At 72.7% G+C, this 17,115-nt stretch carries 16 protein-coding genes; 8 read left to right on the forward strand and 8 right to left on the reverse strand.

What is annotated here, in order from left to right:
- The 3 genes from ACL02O_RS29650 to ACL02O_RS29660 all read right to left on the reverse strand — a co-directional run.
- On the reverse strand, positions 1 to 1,424 hold a 1,424-nt coding region (locus ACL02O_RS29650; protein ID WP_412821476.1), incomplete at its 3' end, for an endo-1,4-beta-xylanase.
- 295 nt (positions 1,425 to 1,719) lie between these two features.
- Positions 1,720 to 2,907 (reverse strand): endo-1,4-beta-xylanase, encoded by a 1,188-nt coding sequence (locus tag ACL02O_RS29655; protein WP_412821477.1) that lies wholly within the window; start codon positions 2,905 to 2,907, stop codon positions 1,720 to 1,722.
- Positions 2,908 to 3,116: 209 nt separating this feature from the next.
- Positions 3,117 to 4,742, reverse strand: a complete 1,626-nt coding sequence (locus ACL02O_RS29660) for a glycoside hydrolase family 43 protein (RefSeq protein WP_412821478.1) — start codon at positions 4,740 to 4,742, stop codon at positions 3,117 to 3,119.
- Positions 4,743 to 4,999: 257 nt separating this feature from the next.
- On the opposite strand from ACL02O_RS29660, the gene ACL02O_RS29665 reads away from it, so the two are divergent.
- The 3 genes from ACL02O_RS29665 to ACL02O_RS29675 all read left to right on the forward strand — a co-directional run bounded on the left by ACL02O_RS29665 (position 5,000) and on the right by ACL02O_RS29675 (position 7,506).
- Positions 5,000 to 5,281, forward strand: coding sequence for a hypothetical protein (locus tag ACL02O_RS29665; protein WP_412821479.1), 282 nt, complete (start codon positions 5,000 to 5,002; stop codon positions 5,279 to 5,281).
- Positions 5,282 to 5,290: 9 nt separating this feature from the next.
- Positions 5,291 to 6,328, forward strand: coding sequence for a LacI family DNA-binding transcriptional regulator (locus ACL02O_RS29670; protein WP_412821480.1), 1,038 nt, complete (start codon positions 5,291 to 5,293; stop codon positions 6,326 to 6,328).
- A gap of 155 nt (positions 6,329 to 6,483) precedes the next feature.
- On the forward strand, positions 6,484 to 7,506 hold the full coding sequence (locus tag ACL02O_RS29675) for a LacI family DNA-binding transcriptional regulator (RefSeq protein WP_412821481.1): 1,023 nt from the start codon (positions 6,484 to 6,486) through the stop codon (positions 7,504 to 7,506).
- Between the two features lie 22 nt (positions 7,507 to 7,528).
- On the opposite strand, the gene ACL02O_RS29680 is transcribed toward ACL02O_RS29675, so the two are convergent.
- From ACL02O_RS29680 to ACL02O_RS29700, 5 genes are all read right to left on the reverse strand, one after another.
- The gene (locus ACL02O_RS29680) at positions 7,529 to 8,614 is read right to left on the reverse strand and encodes a hypothetical protein (protein ID WP_412821490.1); all 1,086 of its coding nucleotides are present in this window, start codon (positions 8,612 to 8,614) and stop codon (positions 7,529 to 7,531) included.
- Positions 8,502 to 8,999 (reverse strand): hypothetical protein, encoded by a 498-nt coding sequence (locus ACL02O_RS29685; RefSeq protein ID WP_412821491.1) that lies wholly within the window; start codon positions 8,997 to 8,999, stop codon positions 8,502 to 8,504. Before ACL02O_RS29685 ends, ACL02O_RS29680 begins: the two co-directional genes overlap by 113 nt.
- Positions 9,000 to 9,168: 169 nt before the next feature.
- Entirely contained in the window at positions 9,169 to 9,996 is an 828-nt protein-coding gene (locus ACL02O_RS29690; RefSeq protein ID WP_412821482.1) for a DUF72 domain-containing protein, read from the reverse strand.
- A 129-nt stretch (positions 9,997 to 10,125) separates the two neighbouring features.
- Positions 10,126 to 11,022 carry a GNAT family N-acetyltransferase gene (locus ACL02O_RS29695; protein WP_412821483.1) on the reverse strand — a complete coding sequence of 299 codons (897 nt, stop codon included), beginning with the start codon at positions 11,020 to 11,022 and terminating at the stop codon, positions 10,126 to 10,128.
- Positions 11,023 to 11,089: 67 nt separating this feature from the next.
- Positions 11,090 to 11,563, reverse strand: a complete 474-nt coding sequence (locus ACL02O_RS29700; protein WP_412821484.1) for a hypothetical protein — start codon at positions 11,561 to 11,563, stop codon at positions 11,090 to 11,092.
- On the opposite strand from ACL02O_RS29700, the gene ACL02O_RS29705 reads away from it, so the two are divergent.
- The 5 genes from ACL02O_RS29705 (at position 11,544) to ACL02O_RS29725 (ending at position 17,115) form a co-directional block, all read left to right on the forward strand.
- Positions 11,544 to 12,083 (forward strand): P-loop NTPase family protein, encoded by a 540-nt coding sequence (locus ACL02O_RS29705; RefSeq protein ID WP_412821485.1) that lies wholly within the window; start codon positions 11,544 to 11,546, stop codon positions 12,081 to 12,083. The genes ACL02O_RS29700 and ACL02O_RS29705 overlap by 20 nt on opposite strands.
- Before the next feature lie 88 nt (positions 12,084 to 12,171).
- Positions 12,172 to 13,152, forward strand: coding sequence for a DUF2804 domain-containing protein (locus ACL02O_RS29710; RefSeq protein WP_412821486.1), 981 nt, complete (start codon positions 12,172 to 12,174; stop codon positions 13,150 to 13,152).
- A gap of 200 nt (positions 13,153 to 13,352) precedes the next feature.
- Entirely contained in the window at positions 13,353 to 14,516 is a 1,164-nt protein-coding gene (locus tag ACL02O_RS29715) for a low temperature requirement protein A (protein WP_412821487.1), read from the forward strand.
- Between the two features lie 100 nt (positions 14,517 to 14,616).
- Positions 14,617 to 15,843, forward strand: coding sequence for a L,D-transpeptidase (locus tag ACL02O_RS29720; protein WP_412821488.1), 1,227 nt, complete (start codon positions 14,617 to 14,619; stop codon positions 15,841 to 15,843).
- 162 nt (positions 15,844 to 16,005) lie between these two features.
- Positions 16,006 to 17,115, forward strand: a complete 1,110-nt coding sequence (locus ACL02O_RS29725; RefSeq protein ID WP_412821489.1) for a DUF3103 family protein — start codon at positions 16,006 to 16,008, stop codon at positions 17,113 to 17,115.

Below are 17,115 nucleotides of genomic sequence, written 5' to 3' on the forward strand. Positions count from 1 at the left end.
CAGCTCGCGCTGCAGGTGGCGGTGCCGGACGGGCCGGTGCCGACGCCCTGGAAGCCGAACTCGGTGGTGGTGTCGGGGGCGAGTTTGCCGTTGTAGTCGACGTTGCGGAAGGTCACCGTGCCGCTGGTGGCACTGGGCTGGGCGCTCCAGGTGTTGGTGATCGTGGCGCCCGGAGGGAGCGTGAGCCCGACGGTCCAGCCGTTGGTGCCGGCGGCGCCGGCGGTGACGCGGACGGTGGTGACGAAGCCGCCCGGCCACTGGTTGAGCGTGAGGGACGCGGTGCAGCCGTTGCCCGAGGTCGGCGGGGTGGTGGTCGGCGGGGTGGTGGTCGGGGGAGCGGTGGTCGGCGGTGGGGTGGTGGTGGGCGGCGGCGTGCTGCCGCCCGCGTTCAGCGCGTCCAGCACCGCCGTGTACGCCGGCTTCTTGTTGCCGTTGTTGTCGAACAGCAGCGGGGTGCCACTGGCCCGCCAGGAGTCGCTGTCCCGGATGCCCCAGACGGTGATCCCGGTGCAGCGGGGCACCGCGAGGCAGGCGCGGACGACCCGGCCGTAGTTGTCGGCCTGCGTGGTCCCGGAGCCCTCGATGTCCAGCTCGGTGATCTGCACGTCGACGCCCAGGTTGGCGAAGCGCTGCAGGTTGGCCTGGTAGTCGCTGGGCACCGGCGAGGCGCTGTTGAAGTGGGACTGGAAGCCGACGCAGTCGATCGGCACGCCCCGGGACTTGAAGTCCTGCACCATCGCGTACACGGCGTTGGACTTCGCGTTCTGCCCGTCGGTGTTGTAGTCGTTGTAGCAGAGCTTGGCGCCGGGGTCGGCGGCCCGGGCGGTGCGGAAGGCCACCTCGATCCAGTCGTTGCCGGTGCGCTGGAGGTTGGAGTCGCGGCGGGCGCCGCTGCCGCCGTCGGCGAACGCCTCGTTCACCACGTCCCAGGCGTAGATCTTGCCCTTGTAGTACGTCGCGACCTGGGTGATGTGGTTGATCATCGCCTGGCGCAGCGCCGAGCCGGACAGGTTCTGCGCCCAGCCGGGTTGCTGCGAGTGCCAGGCCAGGGCGTGCCCGCGGACCCGCATCCCGTTGGCCTGCGCGTGACTGACGATCCGGTCGGCGTTGGTGAAGGTGAACTGCCCCTGGGACGGCTCGGTGGCGTCCCACTTCATCTCGTTCTCGGGGGTGACCATGTTGAACTCGCGGTTCAGGATGCCGACGTACTGGCTGTCGGACAGCTTGTACGCGGCCACCGCGGTGCCGAAGTAGCGGCCCTTCTCCGCCGCCGAGGCACCCAGGGTGGTCCCGGCGCTGGCGCTGGTGGCGACGACCACCGTCGTCGCGATCATCGCGACGCCGGCCAGCGCCGACAGTAGGGCGGCACGCGGTCGCGGCCGGGCTGTCGGGCTCCCGCTGCCGCGGGCGAGCACCTTGTCCATCACGAAGCCTTTCCATAGCTGTAGTGGAGGGGGAGGCCCGCTTCGACGACTGCCCGCCACGGTGGTCGGCTCGCTGCGCGGTCGCCCGGAGACCGCGCGGATCGGGATGGTCTCCCGCTCCACCATGGGTCGATCGAAGCCGATGTCTCGAAAAATTACCGGAACCTTCGTCGATGCACAACGGGGTCCAGCGGTGGTGCCGCCGCCGGGCCGGCCGGGGGTGGGCGGGCTTCGGTGCGATGACCGGCGGCGGGACCGGTCCGTGGACCGGCCCCGCCGCCGTCGGGAAGGGCGCCTACCGGCGCGGCTGCTGCGGCACGCGAGGCAGCACGAAGGGCGGCCCGGAGTAGATCAGGTCGGCCTTCATCTCCTGGTACGCCCGCTTGGGCTGGTAGTTCTCGTCGTACACGGTGGCCATCCCCTCCGGCGGGTTCTTGAACCAGCCGGGCACCCAGGAGTGCTTGTCGGTGAAGCCCCAGAGGGTGAACGACAGGCAGTGCGACTCGGCCAGGCAGGCCCGCAGCAGCACGCCGAAGTTCGCCGCCGACGCCTGCAGTCGCGGGTTGATCTCGGCGGAGTCACCCGCCTGGACGCCGTCGGTGAGCTGGCTGCGCACGTCGACCTCGGTGAACGCGGTCGCCAGGCCCAGCCCCGCGAACTTCTTCAGCGCCGTGGCGACCTGGAAGGTGTCGTAGTTGCCGTACTGGGTGCCCAGGTGGCCCTGGCTGCCGATGCCGTCGATCGGCACGCCCGCGGCCCGCAGGTCGCGGGCCATCTCGTAGACGAACTGGGTCTTGTCGTTCGCCGGGTCGCCGGAGCCGAGGGCCTCGATGTTGTAGTCGTTGTAGAACAGCAGCGCCTTCGGGTCGGCCGCGCGCGCCCAGCGGAACGCGTCAGCGATGTAGCCGGGCCCCAGGTGCTGCGCCCAGAAGCCCTTGTAGTGCAGGGTGGACGGGGTGTCCCACGGGTCGCTGACCGCCTCGTTGACGACGTCCCACTGCCAGATGCTGCCCTTGAAGTGGGTGACCACGGCGGTGATGTGGTCGTGCAGGATCTGGCGCAGCTCCGCGGTGCTGATCGAGCCGTCCTCGACCCCGCTGGTCAGCCAGGACGGCAGCTGGTTGTGCCAGACCAGCACGTGCCCACGGACCCGCTGGTGGTGCTGGTGGGCGAAGGCGACGAGTTCGTCGGCCGGCCCCCAGTTGTAGGTGCCGCGGGTGGGCTCCAGGCTCTCCCACTTCATCGCGTTCTCCGCGGTGACGGTGGAGAACTCGGATGCGGCGAGTTCTCGGTAGCGCGGGTCCGTGGCGTCGTTGAGGGCGGCCAGGTCGACCGCGGTGCCCACGTACAGGCCGTGGCGCATGGCCAGGTCGCGCAGGCTCTGCGCGGCGGGGTCGTACGGGCGGCCCGCAGTGGCGGGGGTGACGTTGAGCGCGGCGAGAGTCGCGACCGCGCCGGCCGTGATCCAGCGTCTCAGCTTCATGGGGTTCCTTCCGGAAGGCGGGGTCGACCGGGGTCGACGGCGTGATGACGGGCTGATGCGGGTGACGCAGCAGGCGCGGACCGGCCGGATGCGCGTCGGTCGGCCGCCTACCGGCTCCGAAACTTCCGAACATGTTTCCGTAAGTTGTCCGGAACATTACGGAGGTCGATGCCGCCCGTCAACCGGTGAATCGGCGGCGCGGAGCCCGGTCAGTCCTCCTGGTAGCCGGCGTGGTCGAAGTCGGCGTAGACGCCGTCACCGCCCAGGTCCTGCACCCACAGGCCGAGGAAGGCGCCGGTGAAGCCCCAGGCGGCCGGCTCGCCGTCGATGATGAGCGCGGCGTGCTCGTCGGACAGGATCGTCGCGTCCAGGTCCGCCGGCAGTTCCTGCCAGCCGGCGCCGAGGTCGTAGTCGAAGCGCACCACCGGCCCGTCGAACCGCGCGCGCAGTCCGACCCGGACCGCGTCGGCGACGTCGACGGTGAGGTCCGGGTGGGCCGTCCGCCGCCCCTGATCGCAGCTGAGCAGCTCCAGCACCGCCCGCCCGTCGTCGGAGCGGGTCAGGTAGAGGTAGTGCCAGTTGAGGGTGTTGTAGTAGGTGGTGATCCCGGCCAGATGCCGGTGGTCGACCGGGTCGAACTCGACCACCGTCTCCAGCGCGCACCGCTCGGCGCCCACCCGCCGGCCGACCAGGCTGGGGGTCTGCTTGCCGACCGGCGACTGTCCGCCGTGGATCCGCAGGTGCGACGGACGCGTCCGGAGGTCCAGCCAGTCCGGGCTCTCCGGGCGGCGCAGGGTCGACCAGCAGGGGGCCAGCCGGGGGGCGTCGAAGTGGTCGGTGGCGGGCTCGTCCGGCCACGGGTGCGCGGGCAGGGCCGGCGCGGGGATGGTGTCGGCCGGTACGCCGCCAGGGATCCGTGGCCACTGCCCGGCGGGCCAGTCGACCTGCTGGATCGCCGTCTCCCGGCCGAGCACGCAGTTGCCTCGCGGCGAGTAGGGACGTGCCACGAGGTGGGCCAGGTACCAGTCGCCGTGCTGGGTGTTCGCCAGGCAGCCGTGGCCGGCCTTCTGCAGCCGCAGGTCCGGGCGGCCCGCGGAGGTGAGCAGCGGGCCGTGTGGATCGGCCAGGTAGGGGCCGTGCAGGTGGCGTGAGCGGGCGACGGTGACCTGGTGCTCCCAGCTGGTGCCGCCTTCGGCCGTGACCAGCCAGTACCAGCCGTCCCGCCGGTACAGGTGCGGCCCCTCGGTCAGCCCGACCGCGGTGCCGTGGAAGATGATCCGAGCCTCGCCGACCAGCCGCTGCCGCTCGCGGTCGTAGCGCTGGATCTCTATGCCGCCGAAGCGGTCCCGGCCCGGCCGCCAGTCCGCGCTCATGCTCAGCAGCCAGGTGCTGCCGTCGGAGTCGTGGAACAGCGAGGCGTCGAAGCCGTGCGAGTGCAGCTTGACCGGGTCCGACCACGGTCCGCTGATGTCCGGGGCGCTGACCAGGTAGTTCTGCGGGTCCCAGTAGCCGCTGGCGAAGCTCGCGACGTCGCTGTAGACCAGGTGGAACAGCCCGTCGTGGTAGGTCAGGTCCGGCGCCCACACACCGTTGGAGTCCCCGCAGCCGCGCAGGTCGAGTAGTCGACGGTCGGTGACGATCCCGCCCAGCGCTCGCCAGTGGACGAGGTCGCGGGAGTGGTGGACGCGGACGCCCGGGTACCACTCGAAGGTCGAGGTGGCCAGGTAGTAGTCGTCACCGACCCGCAGGATGGAGGGATCCGGGTGGAACCCGGTGAGCACTGGATTGCGGATCGACCGGGCGGTGGTGGCCACGTCTGCGATCTCGGTCGACATGTACGGCTCCTCTGGGGTCGTCATCCACCAAATTTCCGGAAGTTCTCCGCCGGAAGTTTCAGAAGTCGCGCCCTACCGTAACGGTTCCAGTCGAGTCAGGACAGAGCCTTGACCCCGAAGGTGCCACGTCGTAACGTGCCCGCCATCACTTCGAAAATACCGGCATGTCGATGAAAGTTCCGGATGCAGTTTCGCGAATCCACCCACCGGTACCGCATCCGGGCGCCTCGCCCGTCCGCGAAGGGATGGCACCGCTGATGGAGGTCGGCAACCAGCGCACGGCCGCCGCGACCGGCGCGGTGCTGCTGGCGGTGAACGGCGCCGCGGACGCGATCACCGACCCCGACCCCGTCGCCGGCTGTCCGCGGTGCCGGCCCCGGGTTGCCACGCCGTGGCCGAACGGCCGGCTCGTCGCCGGCCGGGCGGGCAGCGTCGAGGGCTGGGCGACCGGTCGCGCCCCCAGGACCCCGGGTGGGCGGGGACGGACTCCGGCGCGGCGGCCCGGCGGTCGGGCGGCCGTGCCGGAGATCCGTAGCTAAGCTCCGACGATGACGAAAGGGCGTCCCGTGGCCTCGGATGACACGCGGAAAGTCACCATCGCGGAGATCGCCCGGCTGGCCGGTGTGTCCGTGCCCACGGTCTCCCGGGTCATCAACGGTCGCGCAGACGTCTCCCCGCAGACCCGGGAACGGGTCGAGGGGCTGCTCACCCGGCACGGCTACCGCCGCCGTCCGCCGAGCATGCGGACCAGCTCCGGCCTGATCGACCTGGTCTTCAACGACCTGGACAGCCCGTGGGCGGTCGAGATCATCCGCGGCGTCGAGGACGTCGCCCACGCGGCCGGCACCGGCACCGTCGTCTCGGCGATCCACCGCCGCAGCTCCTCGGCCAAGCAGTGGCTGGACAACATGCGTACCCGCTCCACCGAGGGGGTCATTTTCGTGACCTCCACCCTGGAGCCACCGTTGCAGGCCGAACTGCGCCGCCTCAACATCCCGGTGGTCATCGTCGATCCGGCCGGCGTGCCGCCGCAGGAGGCGCCGACCATCGGCGCGACTAACTGGGCCGGCAGCCTGCGCGCCACGGAGTACCTGCTCGGTCTGAGCCACCGGCGGATCGGTTTCATCGCCGGACCGCCGCAGCTGATGTGCAGCCGGGCCCGTCTCGACGGCTACCGGGCCGCGCTGGAGACCGCCGGGCTGTCCGCCGATGACAAACTGATCTACTCGGGCAACTTCTACCACGAGGCCGGCTTCGCCGGTGGCAGTCACCTGCTCGGCCTGCCCGACCCGCCCACCGCCATCTTCGCCTCCAGCGACCAGATGGCCCTCGGCGTCTACGAGGCCGTACGCCGGCGTGGGCTGCGCGTGCCCGACGACATCAGCGTCGTCGGTTTCGACGACCTGCCCGAGGTCCGCTGGTGCTCGCCGCCGCTGACCACCGTGCGTCAGCCACTGTCCGAGATGGGCATGCTGGCCGCCCGCACGGTGCTGCGCCTGGCCCAGGGCGAGCGCGTCGAGAGCCCTCGGATCGAACTCGCCACCGAACTCGTCATCCGCGACAGCGCCGCGCCGCTGGGCGGCTGAGCGCCGCGGAAGTTCGCTCCGGAATTCTCCGGTAACAGGTCCCGGCAGGCGCCTGAAACTTTCACGGCTAGGCTGAAATTCAGTCGCCGGACGCCCGCGGCGCAGCGGCCCGGGCGACGCGGAGCCGCCGCGACCGGACCTCGGAGGAGCTTCCTGTGACGGTGAACAACACCCGCAAGGTCACCATCGCCGCGATCGCCGACCTGGCCGGGGTGTCCGTACCGACGGTCTCCCGGGTCGTCAACGGCCGCTCCGACGTGGCCGTCCACACCCGGGAACGGGTCGAGGAGCTGCTCACCCGCCACGGCTACCGCCGCCGGGCGGCGCCCGCGCGGGCCAGCTCGGGCCTGATCGACCTGGTCTTCAACGACCTGGACAGCCCGTGGGCCGTCGAGATCATTCGCGGGGTGGAGGACGTGGCCCACGCGGCCGGGGTCGGGGCCGTCGTGTCGGCCATCCACCGCCGCTCCTCCTCGGCCCGGGAGTGGCTCGACGGGCTGCGCCAGCGGGGCACCGAGGGGGTCATCTTCGTCAACTCGATGGTGGTGTCGCCGTTGCGGGCCGGGCTGCGCCGCCTCAACATCCCGGTCGTCCTCGTCGACGCCGACGGGGTCCCGCAGCCGGACACCTCTACCATCGGCGCCGCCAACTGGGAGGGTGGGCTGCGCGCCACGGAATACCTGCTCGGCCTCGGTCACCGGCGGATCGGGTTCATCTCCGGCCCGCCCCACCTGATGTGCAGCCGGGCCCGCATGGACGGCTACCGGGCCGCGCTGGACGCCGCCGGCCTGCCCGTCGACGACGCCCTCGTCCACCAGGGCGACTTCTACCACGAGTCCGGATTCGCGGCCGGCACCCGCCTGCTGGGCCTGGCCGATCCGCCGACCGCGATCTTCGCCGGCTGCGACCAGATGGCCCTCGGCGTCTACGAGGCCGTACGCCGGCGCGGGCTGCGCGTCGGCGACGACGTCAGCGTGGTCGGTTTCGACGACCTGCCCGAGGTCCGCTGGTGCTCGCCGCCACTGACCACCGTGCGCCAGCCGCTGGCCGAGATGGGCATGCTGGCCGCCCGCACCGTGCTGCGGTTGGCGCAGGGCGAGCCGGTGGAGAGCCGGCGGATCGAACTCGCCACCGAACTCGTCGTCCGGGACAGCGCCCGCCCACCCCGGGACCGGTAGCCGGCGGCCCCGCGGTGGGTGCTCAGGGGATGTGCCGCCCGTGCGCGTCCGCCACCCCCGACTTGCGGTGGAAGTAGGCGTTGACCTGGTCCCGCCACTCCTCGGCGCAGCGGACCTGCTCGTCGAGGCGCTCCCGCACCCGGGCGTGCAGCGCCGGATCCACCCGGCCGGCGACCGACTCCCACCGGCGCCGCATCGCGACGACCTGCTCCACCCCGGCGAAGTGGGTGTCGTAGATGTGCTGGATCACCGTCGCGCCGCTGTGCAGCACGTGCCCGTACGGCACGTGGTGGAAGAACAGCAGCAACTCGTCCGGGCACCGCTCGACCGACTCGTACACCTCGCGCCACGGCGACGGGTACTGGCCGGTGAAGCCGGTACCCGACGCCCGGCTGCGGTCCACGCCGACGCCGTCCCGGTCGGCGAAGTGGTACGTGCCCCACGGGGTGTACTCGTACCCGTCCACGTCGGGGCCGTAGTGGTGCCCCGGACGGACCATGAAGCCGACCCCCAGCGGTGCGGTGTACCGCTCGTAGGTGCGCCAGGAACCGTCCATAATCTCGTGCAGCGTCTTGCGCACCAGGTCGTCCCCGGTGCCGTCGGGCGGAAAGGTCAGCGCGATCCACTCGTCGAGCAGCGCCACCGGGTCCAGTCCCGGGTCCCAGGCCAGCCGGCCGAACGCGTACAGGTTCGCCTGCGCGAGCGGGTGCCCGGTCCAGTACCCATCGTCGCCCACGTTCGATACGGCGACCAGGCCGCCCCCACCGGCGGCGACCGTGGCGACGGTGGCGCCGTCGGCGCCCCACGGCGGGAATCGCAGCACCTCGCTCCACCACGGGGCCAGGTAGCACACGTGCCGCTGCTGGCCCGTGTACTCCTGGGTCACCTGGAACTCCACCGCCAGCCGGGTGGCGGGCATCGCCGCGATCAGCGGGGAGACCGGCTCCCGTGGCTGGAAGTCCATCGGGCCGTACTTCACCTGCACGATCACGTTGTCATGGAACCGGCCGTCCAGCGGGACGAAATGGTCGTGGGCGGCGCGCGCCCGGTCGGTCGACCGGTCCCGCCAGTCCTGACGGTGGTTGTAGACGAAGGCCCGCCAGTGCAGCCAGTCCCCCGAACGGGGCCAGCGCCTCCGCGATCACGTTCGCGCCGTCCGCGTGGCTGCGCCCGTACCCGAAGGGCCCGGGCTGCCCCTCCGAGTCGGCCTTCACCAGGTAGCCGCCGAAGTCCGGCACCGCCTCGTACACCCGGCGGGTGGCCCGGGCCCACCAGTCGCGCACCCGGGGATCCAGCGGGTCGGCGGTCGGCAGCCCGCCGACCGCGAGGGGCGCGGCGAAGCCGATCGACAGGTGCACCCGGATCCCGTACGGCCGCAGCACGTCCGCGATCGCCGCCACGTCGTCCAACCGGTCCGTCAACAGCCGCATCTCGGTGGCGTGCACGTTGACGTTGTTGATCGCGATCGCGTTGACGCCGCAGGCGGCCAGCAGCCGTCCGTAGGCGGCGACGGGGGAGGCCGTGCACGTCCGGCGCCAGCTGCGGTGGCTGGCGGAGGTGCTGCCCGACCCCGGACGGCCCGACCCGCCGGGAGAGGATTCCCGGCCTGCCCGCCTCCGCCAACCGGCCGGCTGAACGGCGCGGGGGGCGTCCCGGGCCCGGTCAGAACAGCGTCGAGGGCCCGACCGGCGCCGGCTCGGGCAGCGGCTCGACCTCGGTCCGGCGCGCCCGGACCTCGTCGTGGAACCGGCGGGCGAGCTCGGGCGCGTCGGCGTTGTCCGGGGTGTGCACGAAGACGGTCGGTGACCGGCCCTCGCGCAGCCAGCCGGTCACCACGTCGAGCCACGGCTGCCAGCCCTCGACGGTCCGCGCGGGGTCGTCCCGGCCGAGGTACCGGACGATCGGCCGGTCGGTCAGCGCCCGGGCCCGCAGCGGCGTGCGCGGCTTCTTGAGCCACGCCTCCCGCTCCGCGTCGCTGGTCGGCGGGGTGCGGAAGAATGCGGTGGTGTCGAAGGGAATCCACTCCGCGCCGACCGGGGCGAGCGCCTCCTCCAACGCGCGCACCTGCCTCGGGTCGTCGAAGAACGCCGGGTGGCGGACCTCCACGGCGTACCGGTGGGCGGCCGGCAGCCCACGCAGGAAGCGGGCGAGCGTGGCTACGTCGGCGGGTCCGAACGAACCCGGCAGCTGGATCCAGAGGGCGTGGGCCCGGGGGCCGAGCGGCTCGATCGCGTCGAGGAAGACCTGCAGCTCCTCATCGGCGCCGGTGAGCCGGCGTTCGTGCGTGACGACCTTCGGCAGCTTGAGCACGAACCGGAAGTCCGGGTCGGTCTGCGCGGCCCACGACGCCACCGTTTCTCGGGCCGGGGTCGCGTAGAAGGTGGTGTTCCCCTCGACTGCGGTGCACCAGCCGGCGTACGCGCGCAGCCGCTCGTGGGCCGGCAGCGGGTGCGCCAGGAAGCGTCCCTGCCACGACCTGTGCGTCCACATCGCGCACCCCACGTGCAGGCGCATTCCGACCCTCCCGCCGCTCGACACCCCGGCGCGGGGCGACCCACGCCGCGGGTACCGTATCCGGCCCGTCCACCCGGCGGGCGGCGACCTTGCCGGAGCGCCAGCTCAGCGGAGGATGACGAGGTTGGCCATGTCGACCACCGGACGGTAGCCGAGCGCGGCGTAGATCTTGTTGGAGGTCGGGTTCGCCTGGTCGGTGAAGAGGCACGCCCGTGCGCCCTCGGCCCGGATCCGCCGGGACACCTCCGCGACCGCGTTGCTGGCCCAGCCGCGTCCGCGCTGGGCCGGTGGGGTGTACACCGGGCCAACCCGCGCCACCCCGAACGACGGGGGGTTGGCGGCGGTGAGGTGCACCGGCCGCCCGGCCTCGTCGATCCAGAACCACACCCGTCCGGTGCGGATCCGGCGCAGGATGTCCGCCCGGTCCGGCACCTCGTGGGCGCTGGCGCCGCGCGGTCGGCCCGCCTGCTCGTCGGCGTCGCCCATGAACGCGGCGAACCACTCCGTCGCCAGCGCCAGGTCGTCCTCGGTGGCGACCACCAGGCGGCCGGGCACCGGCGTCGGCGGGACCAGCTCGCCGAGCTCGTGCAGGCGGGTGTGCTGGCCGACCGAGACCCGGCCACCGCCGAGCCGGGCCAGCTCGGCCGCGCACAGCTCGGCGGCGGGGAGGGCGCCGTTGACCGCGAGCACCTCCTCCCCGCGCTCCTGCAGCGCGGCGGCCAGGGCCACCGCGGCGTCGTCCGGCATCGGCAGCAGGTACGGCGGGTACGGCGCGAACGGCGCGGCGCGCATCCCGGCGCCGACCACCGCGCCGGTGGCGTCCCTGACCACCAGCCACCAGTCCCGGTCCGCCTGCGCCGCCCCTTCGTCGCGGCGGGCCGACAGCCGGTGCGCGACGGTGGTCACGACCGTGCTGACCACCGGGTCGGCGGCCAGGTGGTCGCCCGCCACGGCGAGGAACTGGCCGGCCTCCCGGTAGAACTGCAGGCGGTGCGTGCTCATCCGCGGAAGCTAACCGGCCGGGCGGCGCATTCGCACCGGGATTTCCGCCGCCCCCGACCGCGGGCGCTCACACCAGCGCGCGGACCGCCCGTACCGCCGCATCGCCCAGCGGCACGTCACCCACGTCGCAGCGGACGATGCCGGCGGAGAGTTCGGCCGAGCGCGGGGTGACGAGCCGTACGCCGCGGACGCCGGCCAGGGCGTCCGTGAGCCGGTCGGCCAGTTCGCGGGTCCGCGCGGCCACTCGCTCGGGGCCGGTGGAACTCGAACGCCGTGGCCAGCGCCCACCGGTGCTCGACGGAGTGGTAGCCACCGGGTGTGTGCGCGGGACCGCCGGGTGCCTCCGGCGCGGCCGCGGGGCCTCGGCGCCGAAGCCGTGCACCCCGTCGACGCAGGCCAGCGCCGGCGGACCGCGCGGGTACGGCCTCGGCGAACTGCCGGGGTGGCCGGCGTGCGTCGCGAAGACGAAGGTGGCCAGGTGGGCCCGGCTGCGCTGGCGGCGCCGTCGTACGCTGCCGCGGGTGAGCGCACCCGCCCGCATCCTGATCTACGGGGTGTACGGTGCCGGCAAGTCCACCCTGGCCGCGCGGTTGGCCGAGCGCCTCGGGCTGCCCTGGTATCCGGTCGACGACCTGCTCTGGCTGCCCGGTTGGGTCGAGGTGCCGGTCGCGCGGCAGCGCGGCCGGATCGAGGAGATCTGCCGGCGGAACCGCTGGATCCTCGACGGGGCGTACCACGGGTGGCGGGACGTCCCGCTGGGCCGCGCCGACCTGGTGATCGGCCTAAACTATCCGCGCTGGCGCTCGTTCTGTCGGCTGTTGCGCCGCACCCTGCGCCGCCTGGTGACGCGGGAGGAGATCTGCAACGGCAACCGCGAGTCGTTGGGCAGTGTGCTCTCCCGGGACTCGATTCTGGTGTGGCACCTCGTCGCGTTCAACCGGGCCCGCCGGCGGATGCGGTCCTGGCAGGCCGATCCGTCCGAGCCGCCGGTGCTGCTGTTCCGGTCACCCGCGGCGCTGGAGCGCTGGCTGGCCGGCCTGCCCGGCCGGCCCGCGGGCTGAGCCGACCCCACCGGCCGGCCGGACCCGGGGCCCGATGTCGCCCCGGCCGGTCGCCCGCCTCGGTCCGGTCGGCGGTTAACCTGCCGCGGTGACGCACGAGCGGGAGATCACCGAGCCGGTCGACCTGTGCCTCCCGGACGGGCGGCTGAACCCGGCGGCGGTGGGCTGGAGCCGCCGGCCGCTGCACCGGGCGAACCTGCGCGGTTGGGGGCGGGTCAAACGCTGGGAGTACTGGGGAATCGTGACTCCGACGCACGTCGTCGGTCTGGTCGCGTCGTCGCTGGACTACGCGGGTGTGCACAGCGTCTACGTCCTCGACCGCCGCACCCGGGTCGAGACCGACACCGAGGTGGTGGTCCCGTTCGCGCGCGGCACGGCGTTCCCGGCGGTCAGTGGTGCGGGCGAGGTACGGGCCACCGGCGGCCGCCTCGCGATCGACGTCGACCAGCGGCCGGGCGGCAGCACCATCCGCGCCACCGCGCCCGGCGTCGAGGTCGACCTGGAGGCGCCGCTGCCGCCGGGCCACGAGTCGCTCGGCGTCGTGGTGCCGTGGAGCACCCGCCGGTTCCAGTACACCGTCAAGGACGTCGGCCGGCCGGTGCGCGGCACGCTGCGGGTCGACGGCACGGCGTACCGGGTCTCGGCGGAGGAGTCGTTCGCCGTGCTGGACCACGGCCGCGGCAAGTGGCCGTACGCGATCAGCTGGAACTGGGCGGCCGGCAGCGGGCCGGGCCGGGCGATCCAGCTCGGCGGCCGGTGGACCGACGGGACCGGTTCGACCGAGAACGGGCTCTTCCTGGACGGGCGGCTGCACAAGATCGGCGCCGAGCTGACCTGGCGCTACGACCGCACCGACCGGCTCCGCCCGTGGCGGATCACCGGCGACCGGGTCGACGCGCGGTTCCATCCGTTCCACGAACGCGTCGCCCGCACCAACCTCGGCGTGCTGGCCAACGAGACCCACCAGTGCTTCGGTCACTTCTCCGGCTGGGCGCGCGCCGACGACGGCGAACGCGTCGACCTCGACGGCCTCGTCGGTTGGGCGGAGGAGGCACGAAACCGCTGGTGACGGCGTCGTCGCCCGGGCGGGCCGGGCCCGCCCGGGCGGCCGTTCGGTTCGCCGAATCCGCGGACCGCCCCCGGTCGGGGACCTAACGTCGGCAGGGACGATCGGCCGGGCGGCGGAGGGGCGGCGACATGGGGCGCGACCGTGCGGGGCGTCGTCCGGCCTGGCCGCGACCTCCCGCTCCGGCGCCCGGGGACCGTACGGTGACGCCGTTCGAGATCTTCTTCGACGTGGTGTTCGTGTTCGCGCTCACCCGGATCATGGCGTTGATCGGGCGGTCACCCACCCCGGTGACCATGGCGCAGGGGCTGCTCCTGCTCGTGCTGCTCTGGCTGGCCTGGTCGTCGTACACCTGGTTGGGCAACCAGACGCGGGCCGACGTCGGCCTGGTCCGCGCGGGCTTCCTGGTGGCCATGGCGGCGCTGCTCGTAGCGGCGCTGGCCATGCCCCAGGCCTGGTCGCCCGGGCCAGGGCTGGACGGGCCGCTGCTCGTCGCGCTGGCCTACGTCCTGCTGCGGGTGGTCCACCTGGCGCTGTACCACTGGGTGGCGGCCGGCGTGCCCGGGCTCCGGGCTCGGATCCGGTTCTTCGCGGCGGTCAGTGCCGCCGGCTGGTTGCCGCTGCTGCTCGGCGCGCTGCTGAGCGGGGCGGCGCACGCCGTGCTCTGGGTGGTGGCCTTCGTGATCGAGGCCGGTGGGCAGCGCCTCTCGTACGCGTGGCGCGGCGCCTGGCCGCTGCGCAGCGCGAGCTACTTCGCCGAACGGCACGGCCTGGTCCTGATCATCGCCCTCGGTGAGTCGCTGAGCGCCGCGGGGGTGGGCGGCGCATCCGCGGTGACCGCGCCGCCGGTCGTCGGCATGGCCCTGGTCGGCCTGGTGGCGACGGCCTGCCTGTGGTGGCTGTACTTCGTGTACGCCTCGCCATCCGCCGCCCGTGCCCTGGCCGGGGCGGCAGGGCGGCGACGCGACCGGATCGCCGCGGACGCCTACAGCCAGACCCACCTGTTGCTGGTCACCGGAGTGGTCTACTTCGCGGTCGGTGTCGAGCAGGTGCTCGCGCACGTCGCGGAGGCGCACGCCGGGGACCACGGCGATGGACCTTCGCTGACCTGGTCGGCCGCGGTGGCCCTGTACGGCGGTGCGGCGCTCTACCTGGCCGGCCGCCTGCTCTTCCTCCGGTTCACCGGGCAGCCGGTCCGCCCGGGCCAGGTGGCCCTCGCCGTGCTGGCCGTGCTCCTGCTGCCGCTCGGGCGGGCGCTGCCGCCGGCCGTGGCGCTCGGCGTGCTCGCCGCCCTGCTGGTCGCCGGGGTGCTCGCCGACCGACTGGTCCGGGTGCGCCGGAGCGGCGATTTCGCCCGGCGCCGGTGACGGGCGGAAGCCGTCGGATTTCCGATCGCCGGTCCAGGAGGCGGCACCGGGCTCCCGCGGCGGGCCGTCGCCAAGTACTCTCCGCTCGGAGAGGAACGCGATGATCAGTCGTCGAAAGTTGATCGCCACCGGTCTGGGTGTGACGGCCGGCCTGGCGACCGCAGGGTGCAGCCGAGGAAAGTCGACCGCCGCGACCTGGTCACAGCCGGGTGAGGGCGGCGAGAGCGTCGCCGCGGCCGAGGGCGAGCGGGTCCGGGTGACCGTCACACCGGCCGCCGACGCCACGAAGGTCTCGCCGCTCGACCAGGTCGTGGTGGCGGTGGAGGCCGGCACGCTCAAGGAGGTCACGGTGACCACCGGGAGCAAGACGGTCGCCGGCAAGCTGGACGACGACGGCCTGTCCTGGCGGTCGACCGGCAAGCTGGCCTACAACAAGACCTACAAGGTCAGCGTGACCGCTGCCGACTCCGCCGGCACGGTGACCGAGCAGGAGAGCAGCTTCCGCACCCTCAAGCCGTCCGGCGTCGCCTCGGTCACCTTCCAGGCCAGCAAGCTGGCCGCCCTGAAGGACGGCGGCACCTACGGGGTCGGCCTGCCGGTCATGGTGAACTTCAGCCGACCGGTGAAGAACCGGACCGAGGCGGAGAAGTCGATGCTGGTGGAGACCACGCCGGCCGTCGAGGGACGGTGGCGCTGGATCGACGGCCAGAACGCGCACTGGCGACCGGCGAAGTACTGGACCCCGGGTACGAAGATCTCGGTGAAGATCAACCTGTTCGGGCAGGATCTCGGCAAGAACGTCTACGGCACCGACGCCAGCACGAACTTCACCATCGGCCCGTCCCGCATCGCCATCGCCGACGCCCGCACCCACCGGATGAAGGTCTACATCGACGGCAGCATGGTGCGCGACATCCCGATCAGCATGGGCAAGGGCGGCACCACCACCGGGGCGAACGGCGAGGTGATCAGCTACTGGACCCGCTCCGGGCCGCACGTGGTGATGACCCGGGAGCCCTCGCACCGGATGACCTCGGCCAGCTACGGGGTCACCGACCCGAAGGACCCCAACTACTACGACGAGGTCATCAAGCTCTGCCTGCGGATCTCGTACTCCGGCGAGTTCGTGCACATGGCCGACTGGAACATCGGTTCGCAGGGCAGCGAGAACACCTCGCACGGCTGCATCAATGTCGGCCCGGCCAACGCCCGCTGGTTCTACGACACGTTCCGGCTGGGTGACGTGGTCGACGTGCGCAACACCCCGCGCAAGATGGCGCTCTCCGACGGCGTGGGCGACTGGACCATCCCGTGGGACAAGTGGTGATCACCGGATCACGTGCCGGGGCCGCCGTCGGTTGACGGCGGCCCCGGCCGTTTGTGGCGCGATTGTCACAATCCATTGACTAGAACCTATGTCTGGATGGGATCATTCGGCAAAGCCGGCGGCGCGGTCACGAGCCGGCGCCGCGACTGCAGAGGAGTCCGAATGCGTACACGTTCCCTCCGCCTCGTCGTATCGTCCGTGGGCCTGGCGGCGACCACCCTGATCGCCACGGCAGTACCCGCCCAGGCCGCTCCGGACGGCGCACCGCCGAGCACCCGACCCGTCCTCGCGCCCGTCCTCTCGGCCACCGACCGGCTCGCCCGCGAGGTGGCCGACGCGCTCGCCGACCCCACCGTCCGGCACCGCGTCGTCCCGGCCGTCGCCGCCGGGCCGGTGGACCTGTTGACGGCCCGACTCGACGCGGGCGCCGACCGGGCCGCCCGTACGGTCAACCAGGCGGTGCTCACCGCGAAGGGCCTGCCCGCGGCCACCGGCTCGGTGCTGCGACTGCGGCTCGGTCATCGGGACATGGCGGCGGCGTTGGGTCGGGGCGAGATCCCGCTCGTGGCGGCGGCGTCGACCGACGACGCGCCGACCGGCGTGGTCGGCCACGACCCGGCCGGCGGGCAGGTCCTGCTGGACCCGGTCCGGCTCCCTGAGCGGCCGGTGCTGGTGGTCGAGGTCGACGTGGCGAAGGCGATGGGACGCGGCCTGGCGCAGGTCCGGCAGGAGCTCGCCGCCCAGGGCCTCAGCGGGGTCACCCCCACGCTGAGCGCACAGTCCGGCTACTGGGCCACCAAGGTCACCGCCATCCGGCTCAACGACGACCAGGAGCCGTGGATCAAGGGCGCCGCCGAGATTTTCAACGTCGTCGGCGGATTCGGGCTCGACGGCAAACCCACGGTCAGCATCGTGGAGATGCCCTACCTGGACTACGCCGGCACGACCTACTACCCGAACCAGCTGCTGGTCCACTTCAACAACTACAAGTACAACCTGGCCGACGTGGTGATGTGGGAGGACGACGGCGACACCAACTACCGCGACCTGGCCAAGGCGCTGATCACGGCGCTGTTGACCGTCGTCGACTACGGAACGTACACCCCGCTGGTCAACGCGATCATCGACGCGATGCCGGCCAGTTGGTGGACCGACGACCCGGACTACGTCGACTCCTGGTACACGCTCAGCACGGGCAGCTCCGGCCGGCTCAACGGCGCGGCCGCCAACGGCTGGATGGACGTCGTCCCGTACTGGGTGCAGCAGCTCTGA

This window comes from Micromonospora mangrovicola (genome assembly GCF_047200535.1).
In the GTDB taxonomy this organism is placed as follows: Bacteria; Actinomycetota; Actinomycetes; order Mycobacteriales; family Micromonosporaceae; genus Micromonospora.